Here is a 13,366-nt window from a genome sequence, read left to right as displayed (position 1 = left end):
GGGCCCGCCAATATTCGAAACGCTCGAGCCGAAGAGTTTGCTCCACAGGCCAATTCCCTGTCGCAGGTCAAAAGTCAGGGACATTGGAGCTACTGAGAAGCGCCTCAGCACAGCACATTATTTCGGGCCTTGATCAATACCACCCCAGCCCTCCACAGGCCGTAGGGAAAAGGCTAGGGGTAAGCACAGATGGAAACCGTGGAAGTGTATACGTGTTTGTATAGCTATGGACTTAGGCAGGCAGCAAGAACGTTCCCTGTGGCGCGAACTGAACCTTGACCTTCTCACCGCGGCCGGGGAGCTCTGGGGCGTCGCCGGCCACCACCCCCTCGAGCCGCCCCACCGGGGTATCCACGCTAAATTCGGTGGAGGAACCCAGGAAGGAGACATGGTGTATGGTGCCGTCCAGGCCATCGCCGCTCAGGTGCACCTTTAGGGCCTCGGGACGCACCATAACGGTCACTTTGCCCGAAATGCCTTCTTGCTGGTAAGGCTGCTGGTAGCCCGCCACCTGAATGCGTCCGGCGCTGTAGTGCCCTTCGAAGAAATTGGCCCGCCCGATGAAGTCGGCGGCGAAGCGGCTAACGGGCCTGGTGTAGAGGGTGCGGGGGTCACCCTGCTGCTCGATGACCCCTTTGTTCATCAGCACCACCCGGTCGGAGATGGCCATGGCCTCTTCCTGGTCGTGGGTTACGTAGAGTGAGGTAATGCCCAGCTCCTGTTGCAGATCGCGGATTTCCTCGCGAACCCGTTTGCGCAGTTTGGCATCGAGGTTCGAGAGCGGTTCGTCGAAGAGCAGTACCCGCGGCTGCATCACCAGTGAGCGGGCCAGGGCCACGCGCTGCTGCTGCCCCCCCGAAAGCGCCGCTACCGGGCGTTCCTCCAGGCCGGTCAGGCCCACCTGTTGCACCACCTCGGCTACCCGTTCGCGGATTTCCTGCTTGGGGCGGCGGGTCACCTCGAGGCCATAGGCAATGTTTTGATACACATTCATGTGGGGAAAAAGGGCGTAACTCTGGAACATCATGGTGATGTCGCGCAGATAGGCCGGTAGCCGGGTTACGTCCTCCCCGCCAAATAAAATCCGTCCCTCGGTGGGGCGCTCGAGGCCCGCGACCATGCGCAGGATGGTGGTTTTGCCGCAGCCCGAAGGACCCAGCAGGGTGATGAGCTTGCCTGCGGGTAGCTCCAGGTCTACTTTTTCGACCGCCGTGACCTTGCCAAATTTCTTAACGATGCCCTCGAGCTTGACCGATACCGCTTGCTGCTTTCCGGTTTGGTTTGCCGATACCGTTTGTTGCATGGTGACCTCATACTGCGGCTTCCAGGGAGGTGCCGCGTCCCAGCCGCCGCGAGACGGCAAACAGAATTAAGATGACCGTGAGCAGCCCTAAAATCATCACCGTGGCCATGGCTGCGCCCCGGCCCAGATCGCCTTGTTCTATCCAGCGCAGCATGAGCACCGTAGCCAGGGCGTTTCCAGGGCTAATCAGGAAGATAATCTGGCTTATGGCGGTCATGCCGCGCACAAACGCAAAGACCAGCCCGGCCAGAAGTTGCGGTATAAGCAGGGGGATCAAGACCCGGCGCAATGTGGTACTGGAAGGGGCCCGCAGCAGGGTGGAGGCTTCCTCGAGGCTCTTGTCAATCTGGGAAAGCCCCGAGATGACCCCTCGCACCGCCGCCGGCATGTTGCGAAAGACCAGCGCCAGCACGATGATGATCCCGGTACCGGTGAGGAGCCAGGGGCCAGTGTTGAAGGCCAAAATGTAGGCCACCCCCATCACGGTGCCGGGGGTGGCAAAGGAGAGCATTGAACCGACCTCCAACAGCCCCCGTCCAAAAAACTGCTGCCTCGAGACCAGGTAGGCAATCAAGAAACCCACCAGCGTAGCAATGATGGCGCTGATAAAAGCCAGTTGAGCGGTTTTGAACAGCACCGGCAGGCCCAGGTTGGTCAGGTCGACGTAGTGCTTGAAGGTAAAGCTGTTGTTGATGCCCCAGATTTGCACAAAAGAGCCAAAGAAAATCGAGAAGTACAGCAGCACCACAGCCAGCCCCCACAGAACCAGGATGGTTTGCAGGGTGCGCTCGAGCCAGACCGGCAAGGGTGAGAAGTTGCCTGCCCCCGGCTTGCCGGTGACCGTGACGAACGAGGTGTTGCCCAGCCAGAGCCGCTGCAAGCCAAATATGACGAGCACCAAACACAAGAGCACGGCGCCGTAGACGGCGGCCTCGTTGGGGTCGTAGCGCCCGGTCAGGGCCAGGAAGACCTCGGTAGAAAGGAAGTTGCGGTCGCCGCCCAGCAGCATGGGGTTTCCAAAGTCGGCCAGCGACTCGATGATGGTAAGCAAGAAAGCCGCAGCCAGGCCAGGGCGCAGCAAGGGCCAGGTGATGTCGCGGAAGGTTTGCCAGGGGTGGGCCCGCAGGGTGGTCGAGGCCTCCTCGAGGGCCGGGTTAAGCCCCTGCACCGAGCCGCGCAGAATCAAAAAAGCTACCGGCGTGAAGGCGAAGACTTGCGCGATGGCCACCCCGTTGATGCCAAACAGAAAGCTGGTCTTGAGCCCCAGCAGGTCGCTGGTGATGATTCCGCTGCGCCCAAGCCAGTAGATGAGGGCAAAAGCAAACACAAACGGGGGGGTAATTAGGGGCAGCAGACTTACCACCCCCAGGCTTCGACGTACCCAGGCCGCCCTCGAGCGCTGCTCCAGGAGGGCAAACACCAGGCCCAGGGCCGTGGTGATGGGCGCCACGATCAGGGCCAGGTAAAGGCTGGTGGGCAAGGCCCCGCCGCCAAAAATCCCCGCGCCTGCAATCCAGCCCAGCACCAAACCCACGCCCAGCCCGATCAGGACTCGAGGCCAGCGCAGACCCCCGCGTGCCGCCAGCCCGGCCCCCAGGAGCCCCAACCCCAGGGTGGCCAGGTTCACCAGCAGTTGTTCGGAGTGGTCGGTATAGGGGTTTTCGATACTGATGAAGAGGGGCGAGGTGAGGACGCTTTGAATCTTGTTCAGGGTGAAGGTCCCCTTCAGCTGCACCGACTCGCGTAGCACTGTAAAGAGTGGGTAAGCGATGAACAGCAGCACGAACAGCGAACATACCAGGATGCTGCTGGTCACGAAGGGGTCGTTTTGGATGATGCCCGTCTCGCTCAATCCGATACCCACCATCACCAGCAGGGCAGTCAACACAAGTAGTGCGCCCACCCCAAATGGCACCGAGGTGGTGACCAGCCAGCCCACCCCTGCCAGGAACCCCGCACCTCCCAGCCCCACCAGGGCGTAGCCGCGCTGTACCAGGGGCAGATGCAGCAGGCTCGATAGGGTCAGCACTGCCACCACCACCAGCAGTACCCCACCCAGCCAGGGTGCTTGGTTCAACACCAGGAGCTTGCTATCGAACTCGAGCAAGCTGCGGTCGGTGCGCCCCCAGGGCAGCACCAGCAGGCTTACCAGAGCGACCAAACCGGCCATCCAGGCCGGTGAGCGTCCGCTGGCAATACCCTTGAGGCTCGTTTTTCCAATCACCGCCATGCGGGCTCCCCTCATCAAGAACTCGAGCCTACACTTGGAATCGGCTCGAGTTCTGCATTTTTTACCTTTGAACTACGTCCCATTTGGTATTGGACTTGAGGACCTCACTTGAGGGTTTATGCCTGAAGTTTGTTCCCGATCAACCTCTAGTGGCTCATAGTGGCTCAGCGCCGGGGCAGCGGGAAGACTTCCCGGGTCCACCTGGTAATCAGCCGGGTGCGCAGGTCGGGGTCGCCGTATTTCTTGGCATCGTAGTTGATCAACTTGAAGTCCTTGGGGTTGGGAATGCCTTCAATCAGAGGGGTCTTGGTGTTGGAAGGCAACGAGAAAATGCCGGCCCGGAAGCCTACCTGCTGACCCGCAGGCGAGACCGCCCAGTCCATAAAGGCCTGGCCATTGGCCTTGTTCTTAGCGCCCCGCACCAGACTTAGGCCGCCAATTTCGTAACCGGTGCCCTCGCAAGGGGCCACAATCTCGATGGGGAAGCCCTGCTTCTTGAACTCCACCAGGTCGTGCATGAACTGAATCCCGATGCCAATCTCGCCCCGTCCCAGGGCAATGCGCGGGGCCACACCCGAGCGGGTGTACTCGGCCACGTTGCGGTGGTAGCTGCGCATCAGGTTAAAGGCTTCTTCCTCCCCAAAAATCTGTACCAGGGTGGCAATCAGGGTATAGGCTGTGCCCGAGGTGTTGGGGTTGGAAACCTGAATCAGACCGCGGTACGCCGGATTGGCCAGATCTTTCCAGCAACGGGGGATGGGTGCGCCCCGGTCTTGTAGCACCTTGGGATTGATGCCAAATCCCAGAATTCCCTGGTAGAGCGGGATGTAGGTGGTGCCGATGGCCGCTTTCATGGTGGGCGAAAGGTCGTTGTAGGCCTTAACCCGGTACCACTCGGTAATGGCATCCTTGAAGGCTTCGTAGTGGGGATCGCCCGTACCGCCGAACCATACATCAAAGGTGGGGTTGGCCTGCTCGGCCCGCAGGCGGGCCAGGGCCTCGTTGGTGGAGACACTAACGATTCGCACCTCGATGCCGGTGGCCTGCTTGAAGGCCGGGCCCAGGGCCTCGCACCAGTTCTGGGTGACGCTACAAATCACATTGACTACCCGCTGTTGGGCTAAGCCCGTGCTCATCGTCAGGACAAGAGCCGCAAGAACCCACCAGCGGACATTCCGCTTCCACATAGCCATATTGGAGCCTCCTCGGCCGAATCATACGGCTTCTCAGAAAAAAGTCAAGATTCAAGTGCCCCACACGACAGATTGGGACTGCCGCATGAACCGGGTACTGGGTTATTGCTGGCACCATACCTATAAGTTGAGTCGAAAGCACAAAGCGAAAGGCCAAAGCAAAAAATCGCAACCTATGGCCAACCGCTAATGGAGGGGTGGTTCTGGGATCGAAAAACAGAGTCAAGAAAGTAGCTATTCAGCGAATGATACCGGATACAAAAAGACAGTTCAAAAAACCAAAAACCCATAGGTTGTCTTTTTGAATCCTAGAGCACTCCCTTCGGTCGGGTTCGTCACCCTTCGGTGACGAACTAACCGAATCTGGTATGAGTGGGGGCTACCAAACTTGTAGCCAGCCTGGCCAAACTTGTAGCCAGCCTGGCCAACCCGTACATTTTTGACCCACCCAGGGGTCCAGGGTCGGTGCGTGAACCCTCACAAACCTCAGCCAGGGGTGCTTCAGACGCCTGGGGTTGCAAAAATGCTCGTAGCAAGGCGAGATGGCTGGGTGTTATGCCCCCACCTAGCCTCCCCCGTTGGGGGAGGAAGGCGTGGATTTACTTTATGCACCAGCCCTGCCCAGGGGTCGAAATTGCTGGACTTTAGGGGTTATTGGGCCTATACTTCCAGCAGATTGAATGGTCAGGGGAACGTCAAGTGTTAGAAGCCCTGGGTGGTCTAGCGTTGTTGGTGAAGGGCCTGTCGTTCCTTTCCCAGGCCCTGGCGGTGGTGGTGGGCGGGCCCGCCCGGCGGGTCTTGACCTGGGCTACGGCACGCTCGAGGCGGGCCTGGCTGGCCGGAACCCTGGTGGGTGCCCTGACCCTTAACAGCACGGCCCTGAGCCTGACCGCCATTGGGCTGGCTGAGTCGGGCATTGCCAGCTTTGGTTCGGCGTTGGTGCTGGGTCTGGCGGCCAAAGGAGGGGCTACGGTGGCCCTGCTTTTGGCCGCGACCCCCATCAGCGCGATGGCCCTGCCCATTGTGGGGCTGGGTTTTTTGGTCTCGTTGTACAAGCGAACCCAGGTCTGGGGCGAAGCGGTTTTGGGGCTAGGGATGCTGCTATTGGGTATTTCCCTGATGGTACAGGGGCTTTTACCCCTCACCGAGTCCGAGCTTTTTGGCCTGATTCGTGAAAACCTGGAATCTTCGTCGCTTGGCTTGTGGTTGCTGGGTTTTGCCCTGGCCTCGCTGCTGGGTTCAGCCAATGCAGTAGCGGCCCTGGCCCTGGCTCTGGCAGCCTCGAGTGCCCTGAGCCCCTCGGCAGCCTTGCTGCTGACCCTGGGGGGTGGCGCCGGGTCGGGGATGATTCTGCTCCTGACAACCTGGAATAGCACGCCCACTGCCCGCCGGATTGCAGCCGCCCACCTGGGCTGGAAAATCCTGCTTTCCATACCGTTTGTGCTGTTTCTACCGGCCTTTGTCCGCTTCAGCACCGAGCTTGCCCGGCAGGTAGGGCTTGGCCCCTCGGCAGCGGTGGCCCAGGGGCATCTGCTTTATCACATGCTGGCCTCACTCCTGGTCTTGCCGTTGGTGCGTCCCCTCGAGCGTCTCATGCGCCGGGCGATCCCCGACGCAGAGTACCACATCAGCCCCAAGTACATCTCCGAGGAAGCCCTGAAGTCGCGCGAGCTGGCCTCCAGCCTGGCTTTGCGCGAGGTGGGCCGTATTGGCGACCAGCTCTCGGAGATGCTCACCGAGACGGTGAAAATCCTGGCCCGTGGCAATGGCGATGCTGCCGACGTGGCCCGGCGCGAGGAAAAGGTAGACCAGTTGGCCCGTGCGATTGTGCTCTACCTGAGCGACCTTTCGGCCCGACACCCTGGCGACTCGCCCTTGATGCTCATGATGGCGGCCAGCGAGATTGAGCACATGGGCGATCAGGTGCGGCGGATGTTGCGCAAGCAGGACAAGCTCTACGCCCAGAACCTCGAGTTCTCCGAGGAGGGCCGCACCGAGCTGGCCGACGCCGCCGGGAAAGTGCTGGAGCGGCTGCGCCTCTCCCTGGCAGCCCTGGCCACCCGCAACGAGGCCCTGGCAGCGCAGGTTATTGCCGAGCGCATGCATCTGGAAAGCCTTTTGCTCGAGTTGCGCCGCTCCCATCTGCGCCGCCTGGAAACAGGGCGCATCGAAAGCCGGGCGACTACCCTCGCGCACCTCGATCTGCTGATTGTGCTGGATGAGCTCGACCAGAGCATTACCCGCTTGGCTTCGCTGTCTCTTGACCTGCACCGTCCCCTGGCAAGCGCTTAGCCCGCGCCAAGCGCTGCCCCCTCGCTTTTTGGCGCAAAACCGCCCGTTGCGCTAAAGTAGGCCCAATGATTCACTACGACGTGGTGGTGGTGGGGGCGGGCATTATCGGAGCGGCCTGCGCTTACCGTCTGGCCGAGCGGGGTTTGAAGGTGGGGGTGCTCGAGCAGGCGCCCGCGCCAGCCATGGGCTCCACAGGCAAAAGTGCAGCAGGGGTGCGGGTACAGTTTACCGAGGCCACCAACATCCTGCTCTCCTGGCGCTCCATCCAGGAATACCGGGCCATGCCCGAAGCGGCCTACCGGGCCATCGGTTATCTGTTTTTGGTGCCCGATAGCCAGTGGAACTCCCATATGAAGGGCGTTGAGCTTCAGCAAAGCCTGGGCGTGCCGGTGGAGGTGCGGGGCTTAGAGGGAGCCCGGGAGTGGTTCGACTTTCTGCCCACGGCGGAGGGCCTGGAGCCCATCCTGGGGATCACCTTTGGCCCTGCCGACGGCATCGTAGACCCGCATGGTATCTGCATGGAGTATCTGCGCCGCGCCCGCGAACTGGGTGCAGAGGTACACACCGAAACCGAGTTCCTGGCCGCAGCGCCGGTGGACCTTGCGTGGAGGGTCAAGACCTCCAGGGGTTCCTTCCAGACCTCGTTTATGCTTAATGCAGCCGGTGCCTGGGCGGGCGAGGTGGGGCGCCGGGCGGGGTTGTCTATCCCTGTGGAACCGGCACGGCGTATGGTTTTTTGTACGGCTACTATTCCGTACCCCAATTGGCATCCCCTGACCATAGACCTCTCGAGCGGTTTCTGGTTCCGCCCCGAGCACGACCGGCTGATTTTTGGCCGCAGCAATCTTGAAGATGTGGGCTTCCGTCTTGGCATGGACTGGAGCTGGCTCGAGCCCACCTTGGAAGTCGGCCTGGCCCGCTTTCCCTGGCTGGAGCGGCTCCAGCTCGATCAAAAAGCCAGTTGGTGGGGCTACTACGAGGTTACCCCCGACCACAACCCCATTCTGGGCCGGATGCCGGGGGTAGAGGGCTGGGTCAATGCCTGCGGCTTCTCCGGTCACGGCGTGCAGCAGGCCGCCATGGTAGGCCGACTGATGGCCGAGGAAATTGCCGATGGACGAGCGCATAGCCTGGACATAAACCCACTTCGCTACGAGCGTTTTGCCCAGACCCGAAAGCTGGCGGAGAAAAACATCGTCTGAAAGTTCTCTGTGCTAAGAGCCCTTGCTAACCCGCACGGCTTGCGCGTACACTTGGCTTTGGTAGGTGTGCCATGAACGACCGTATTGTTCTTATGACCTGGTTCCGCGCCTGAGGCGCTGACCCCAACCCGACCCGCATTCATAACGCCAAAGGCGTTTATATCGGCGGCCTCCGGGCCGCCGATGTGTTTGGAGGGGTAATGCAAATACTTGGCCAGTCCATGCGGCCCTAAGCCCTACAACTTGTTTATGGTTGAACCGACTATGCTAACCCTGAATACCGCCCAAACCCAACTCGCCATCGAGGTTTCCAATCTGAAAAAAGTCTTTCGCAAACGCGACGGACTGCGGGGCTCCATTAAAGAAGAATGGGCCCTCAAGGGGGTTTCTTTTTACGTGCAGGAGGGGGAAACCTATGGCCTTCTGGGCCCCAACGGCTCGGGTAAGTCCACCCTGATACGCATCCTCTCCACTCTGCTTACCGCCGATGGCGGCACGGTGCGGATGCTGGGCTACCAACTGCCAGAAGATGAGGCCAGGCTGCGCCGCAAGATGGGGCGGGTGAGTGTGGATGCGGCCTTCTACAAGAAGCTCTCGCCCCGGGAAAATCTGCTTTATGCCGCACAGCTCTATGGCCTCGAGCCCCGCCAGGCTGAAAAACGGGCTATGCAGATTCTTGAGCAACTCGGGCTCGAGTCCCGCCGCTTCAGCGACCCCATCGAGGAGATGAGCCGGGGCATGCAGCAGAAGATTTCCATCGCCCGGGCCCTCCTCATCAACCCACCGCTCCTGCTCTTAGACGAGCCTACCACCGGCCTCGACCCCAAGAGCCGCCGCGACGTACAGGCCTTCCTGGAAGACCTCCGCGCCCGCGAAGGCACCACCATCCTGCTCACCACCCACGATATGGCCGAGGCCGAGCGGCTTGCGCACCGTATTGGTTTCCTGGCCCACGGGCGGCTGGTGGCCGAGGGCACTGCTGCAGAACTCAAACGCCAGGCGGGTACACCCGACCTGGAAGAAGCCTTCATCGCCCTGACCGGCGAGGAACTAGATGAAGATGCCGATACTCGGTAGCCAAAGCATTTTTTTCGACAACGGATCGCCCAGAAAGGAACTGCTATGCTTGAACGATACCTGCGCCCCATGTGGGCTTTTGTCTTCCGCGACTGGCACCTGACCCGGCGCTATATGAGCTGGGTGGCGGTGTTTGTGTTTTATGCCATCGTCAACTCGGCCACCATTGCCCTGATCGGCAAGGCCCAGGACGACTTTCGCCTGACCCTGACGCTATTGTTGGGGGTGCTCTTGTGGTCGTTTTTGTCGGCCATGTACAACGAGATTGCCAACTCCATCAGCTACGAGCGCTGGGAGGGCACCCTCGAGTACACCTTCATGGCCCCGGTCTCGAGGCTCGTGCACCTCTCGGGGGTCTCGCTCTTTGCCATCATCTTCAGCGTGTTTCGCACCATCGTGATTCTGGTGGGGCTGGTGCTTTTTATTCAGGTCTCGGTGAACGGGGCCAACCTGCTGGGTGTGCTGGTGGTCTTGCTGGTAGCCAGCCTGGCCTTTATGGGCCTGGGGCTGATGGCCGCCATTCTGCCGGTGATGTCGCCGGAAAACGGCGCCCAGGCCACCAACATCTTCCAGGGCATTTTGCTGTTGGTCTCGGGCATCTACTATCCGGTGAGCGTACTGCCTTCCTGGGTGCAGCCGCTGGCCTACCTGAGCCCCGCGACCTATGCCCTCGAGGCCTGCCGCAAACTGATGGGCATTAACCACCCCGACTCCACCCCGGATAAACTGGTGGGGGCGCCGCTCTCTTCGGTCCTGCCCGAGTTGGGGGTTCTGCTCTTGATGGGGATAGTGCTCATTCCACTGGGCCTGTGGGTGTTTCATACCGCCGAGATGTGGGCCAAACGCACCGGCAAGCTCAAGCGAACCGGTTAAGCCGGTTTTTGCGAGGGGATTGCCCAGGTCACGAATATATTGGAGGCAGCATGATTGAAGTGGACAACCTGCAAAAAGTCTACCGGAAGCTACATGCCATAAAGGGCATCTCGTTTGTGGTACAGCCTGGCGAGGTCTATGGCTTGCTGGGCCCCAACGGGGCGGGCAAAACCACCACCCTGCGCATCCTGGCCACTTTGCTTAAACCCACCAGCGGTAGCGCCAAGGTGGCTGGTTTTGATATAACACGCGACTCCCTTGCGGTGCGCCGCAACCTGGGCATTGTGAATGGCGGCATGAAAGTCTACGACAAGCTCACCGGCTACGAGGTGCTGGATTTTTTTGGTAGTTTCTACGATCTGTGGGGGCCCGGGCTCAAAGAACGTATTGCCTGGGCCGCCGAGCTGCTGCACATCGAGCAGGCCGTGCTGAGCAAACAGGTGAAGGATATGTCTACCGGCATGCAACAAAAAATCGTGATAGCCCGGGCCATCCTGCACCAGCCGCAGGTTTTGCTCCTGGACGAGGGCACTGCCGGGCTCGACGTATTTGCGCGGCGGGCCTTGCTGGATTTCGTGCGGCGGTATGCCGAACTGGGCAAAACCCTGATCTATTCCACCCACGTGATGAGCGAGGCCGAGGAGGTCTGCGACCGGGTGGGTTTTATCAACAAGGGCTTGCTGGTGTACGAAGGTCGTTTGCAAGAAGCTCTGGAACTGGGCTCGGGGAACCTCGAGCGGGCCTTTATCCGGCGTTTGGAAGAGGCTGCTTGAAACGCTCTGGCACTAAAGATGAACGAAATTCTTATAATTGCCCGAAAAGAGCTTTTGAGTGTGGTGCGTGAGCGCCGGGTACTGTTTACCACACTGGTTCTTCCCATTCTGATCATGCCCTTGCTGATGTTTGGCCCTATTCTTTTGTTTGGCAATGCGGCCCGGCAAACCCAGGAAAGCGTGCAGAAAGTTGGGGTGGTGGGGGTTCCGGTGGAAGTGCTGGACGAACTCAAGAAGGCTCGAGTGGAACCCGTCGAGATTGCCAACCCCCAGGAAGCTGTACAGAACCGCGCGGTGCAGGCGGCGCTGGTCTTCGAGAACGGCAAATACACCCTTTATGGCAGGCTTTCGGGTGGGGCGACTCAAAGTGCTTTGGTCGTAGAGAAGATTCAGGGGGCGCTGCGTGCTTATAAAGATCGGTTGGTGGCCCAAGAGCTGAAAAACAGGGGCATTGGCACAGACATTCTGGAGCCCTTTAGATTAGAGACCAAAGACGCCTCGCGCGAGCAGGAGCGGGCCGCTGGGTTGTTCGCGTTTCTGATTCCGTACTTCCTGGTGGTTTTTATACAGACAGGCGGTATGCCGGTGGCGGTAGATGCCACGGCAGGCGAGAAGGAGAAGGGTACCCTCGAGGCCCTCCTGGCGGCTCCCGTGCCCCTGGTTCAGATTCTCTTGGGCAAGGGACTGGCGGTATTTGTGATGTCGCTCCTCTCCACCCTTGCCGCCATTACCGGGCTTTTGCTGGGTGGGGGCGTACTTCGCAACCTTTTCGCTACACAGCTTCAGGCGGTGCAAAACGGCGAGAACGCGGCGCAGTTGGGCGGCGCCCTGGCCCTGAACCCGCTGGGCTATTTGTCCATGATTGTTACCGCAGTGTTGTTTGCTCTGCTTGTCATTGCCATCATGATCTCGCTGGGCCTTTATGCCCGCAGTTTTAAAGAGGCGCAAAGCTACATGAGCCCCCTGATGCTGGTGATGATTATTCCCATCCTGTTCTTGCAGTTTTCCGATTTTATCAAACTCCAGGACTGGTACTTTGCCCTGCCTTTCGTGGGCGTCGTGTTATCCCTGGACGCGATTATCAAAGGCTCGGCGACCGCCACGCTGCTGAGCTTAACCTGGATTTCCACCCTGGTTTTTGCCGGGTTGGCCCTGTACCTGGCCTATCGCAACTTCCAGCGCGAGGATGTGGTTTTTAGAAACTAGGCCAGCGGCAGCGTTACAAGCGGCTTCTCGTTTAGTATGGCCTCAACATTCGGGTACTGCTTGATGTTGTAGAAGGGGTCGCGCTCGGCAGGGGTAAAGCCTGCATCGGCAATGTGCCGCACCATCTGCCTGACGGTGGCATGGGTGCGGTTGTGGCCCCCGGCGGCACTGACTACGTTTTCTTCCAGCATGGTCGAGCCGAAGTCGTTGGCCCCGTAGTAGAGCGCAGCCTGGGCTACCTTGAAGCCCATGCTGGGCCAACTGGCTTGCAGGTTGGGGATGTTGTCCAGGGCGATGCGGGCAATGGCAAGCTGCTGCAAGTACTCGTGGGCGGTGGCCCCGGGGGCCTTGCCCTTCAGGCGGGTATGCTCGGTTTGCAGCGTCCACATGGCAAAAGCCGCAAAGCCCTGCCCATATTCGCGCAGGGCCTTTTCCTGCTGCTCGCGAATCTTGAGCAGGTGGGCAATGCGCTGCTCATAGGTCTCGCCAAACCCAATCACCATGGTTGCAATCGTATACAGGCCAAGGCTCTGGGCGGTATCGAGGATGCGAAACCAGTCGCTGCTCTTGATGCGGGCCGGGGCGGCCTTGGCCCGCACCTCGTCTACCAGAATCTCGCCGCCTGCACCCGGCAGACCATCGAGACCTGCCGCCTTGAGCTCGATGAGTAGTTCGCGGCAGTTGCGGCCGGTAATCTTTTCCAGCCCCAGAATTTCCTCCGGGCTGAAGGCGTCTATACGCACCTCGGGGTAGTGCGACTTGAGGTAGCGCAGCAAATCCAGGTACCACTCGAAAGGCAGGTCGGGGTTCACGCCCCCTTGCATCAGGATGCGCCGCCCCCCAATTTGCATGAGCTCTTCAATCTTGCGCCCGATTTCCTCGAAGGAAAGCACATAGGCGTCGCCCTGCCGTTTGGTGCGGTAAAATGCGCAAAAGTTACAGGCCACATTGCAGATGTTGGTGTAGTTTATGTTGCGGTCAATCAGGTAGGTTACTACCTGGGGGTTGCCGCGCCCAAGCCGAAGTTCGTGGGCGACGGCGGCCACCTCGGGCAGGGGAAGCTCGTAGAGTTGGCGTAGTTCACTGGCCGAAAGTCGTTCGCCTGCAGCGGCGCGGCTCAAAACGTCCATGTGGCCATTGTACCGATAGGGGTTTCGTGAAAAAGTAGGGCAAACGACCCCATAGGTTTTTCAAGGATCGGTAGGCGGTAGGGAGTA

General features: G+C 60.0%; 10 protein-coding genes. 6 read left to right on the top strand and 4 right to left on the bottom strand.

The features are described from left to right. Positions 1–232: 232 nt before the first annotated feature. From Q0X23_RS13565 to Q0X23_RS13555, 3 genes are all read right to left on the bottom strand, one after another. Positions 233–1,303: an ABC transporter ATP-binding protein gene (locus Q0X23_RS13565; protein ID WP_297860778.1), complete on the bottom strand. Its 1,071-nt coding sequence runs from the start codon at positions 1,301–1,303 to the stop codon at positions 233–235. A gap of 7 nt (positions 1,304–1,310) precedes the next feature. Beyond that, complete coding sequence (locus Q0X23_RS13560) at positions 1,311–3,533, bottom strand: iron ABC transporter permease (RefSeq protein WP_297860777.1); 2,223 nt, start codon at positions 3,531–3,533, stop codon at positions 1,311–1,313. Between the two features lie 164 nt (positions 3,534–3,697). After that, entirely contained in the window at positions 3,698–4,726 is a 1,029-nt protein-coding gene (locus Q0X23_RS13555) for an ABC transporter substrate-binding protein (protein WP_297860776.1), read from the bottom strand. A gap of 699 nt (positions 4,727–5,425) precedes the next feature. On the opposite strand from Q0X23_RS13555, the gene Q0X23_RS13550 reads away from it, so the two are divergent. From Q0X23_RS13550 to Q0X23_RS13525, 6 genes are all read left to right on the top strand, one after another. Further along, a complete protein-coding gene (locus Q0X23_RS13550; protein ID WP_297860775.1) occupies positions 5,426–7,018 on the top strand; it encodes a Na/Pi cotransporter family protein in 1,593 nt (530 codons plus the stop codon). Between the two features lie 65 nt (positions 7,019–7,083). Next, on the top strand, positions 7,084–8,220 hold the full coding sequence (locus Q0X23_RS13545) for an FAD-binding oxidoreductase (protein WP_297860774.1): 1,137 nt from the start codon (positions 7,084–7,086) through the stop codon (positions 8,218–8,220). A 249-nt stretch (positions 8,221–8,469) separates the two neighbouring features. After that, positions 8,470–9,297, top strand: a complete 828-nt coding sequence (locus tag Q0X23_RS13540; RefSeq protein ID WP_297860773.1) for an ABC transporter ATP-binding protein — start codon at positions 8,470–8,472, stop codon at positions 9,295–9,297. A 45-nt stretch (positions 9,298–9,342) separates the two neighbouring features. Next, entirely contained in the window at positions 9,343–10,170 is an 828-nt protein-coding gene (locus Q0X23_RS13535; RefSeq protein ID WP_297860772.1) for an ABC transporter permease, read from the top strand. Positions 10,171–10,220: 50 nt separating this feature from the next. Continuing rightward, the gene (locus Q0X23_RS13530; RefSeq protein ID WP_297860771.1) at positions 10,221–10,943 is read left to right on the top strand and encodes an ABC transporter ATP-binding protein; all 723 of its coding nucleotides are present in this window, start codon (positions 10,221–10,223) and stop codon (positions 10,941–10,943) included. 18 nt (positions 10,944–10,961) lie between these two features. Then, a complete protein-coding gene (locus tag Q0X23_RS13525; protein WP_297860770.1) occupies positions 10,962–12,149 on the top strand; it encodes an ABC transporter permease in 1,188 nt (395 codons plus the stop codon). Here the strand turns inward: Q0X23_RS13525 and mqnC are convergent. Then, complete coding sequence (gene mqnC, locus Q0X23_RS13520) at positions 12,146–13,279, bottom strand: cyclic dehypoxanthinyl futalosine synthase (protein ID WP_297860769.1); 1,134 nt, start codon at positions 13,277–13,279, stop codon at positions 12,146–12,148. The genes Q0X23_RS13525 and mqnC overlap by 4 nt on opposite strands. Positions 13,280–13,366: the final 87 nt, after the last annotated feature.

Origin of the sequence: Meiothermus sp. (assembly GCF_026004115.1) — a bacterium.
Lineage (GTDB): Bacteria > Deinococcota > Deinococci > Deinococcales > Thermaceae > Meiothermus.
The sequence above is the reverse complement of the archived record's forward strand: the minus strand, read 5'-3'. Positions and strand labels throughout refer to the sequence as shown.

Excerpts from the sequence above, each read along its gene's own strand:
- Q0X23_RS13565 (WP_297860778.1), bottom strand. The coding sequence starts at position 1,303 with ATGCAACAAACGGTATCGGCAAACCAAACCGGAAAGCAGCAAGCGGTA.
- Q0X23_RS13560 (WP_297860777.1), bottom strand. The coding sequence starts at position 3,533 with ATGGCGGTGATTGGAAAAACGAGCCTCAAGGGTATTGCCAGCGGACGC.
- Q0X23_RS13555 (WP_297860776.1), bottom strand. The coding sequence starts at position 4,726 with ATGGCTATGTGGAAGCGGAATGTCCGCTGGTGGGTTCTTGCGGCTCTT.
- Q0X23_RS13545 (WP_297860774.1), top strand. The coding sequence starts at position 7,084 with ATGATTCACTACGACGTGGTGGTGGTGGGGGCGGGCATTATCGGAGCG.
- Q0X23_RS13540 (WP_297860773.1), top strand. The coding sequence starts at position 8,470 with ATGGTTGAACCGACTATGCTAACCCTGAATACCGCCCAAACCCAACTC.
- Q0X23_RS13535 (WP_297860772.1), top strand. The coding sequence starts at position 9,343 with ATGCTTGAACGATACCTGCGCCCCATGTGGGCTTTTGTCTTCCGCGAC.
- Q0X23_RS13530 (WP_297860771.1), top strand. The coding sequence starts at position 10,221 with ATGATTGAAGTGGACAACCTGCAAAAAGTCTACCGGAAGCTACATGCC.
- Q0X23_RS13525 (WP_297860770.1), top strand. The coding sequence starts at position 10,962 with ATGAACGAAATTCTTATAATTGCCCGAAAAGAGCTTTTGAGTGTGGTG.
- mqnC (WP_297860769.1), bottom strand. The coding sequence starts at position 13,279 with ATGGACGTTTTGAGCCGCGCCGCTGCAGGCGAACGACTTTCGGCCAGT.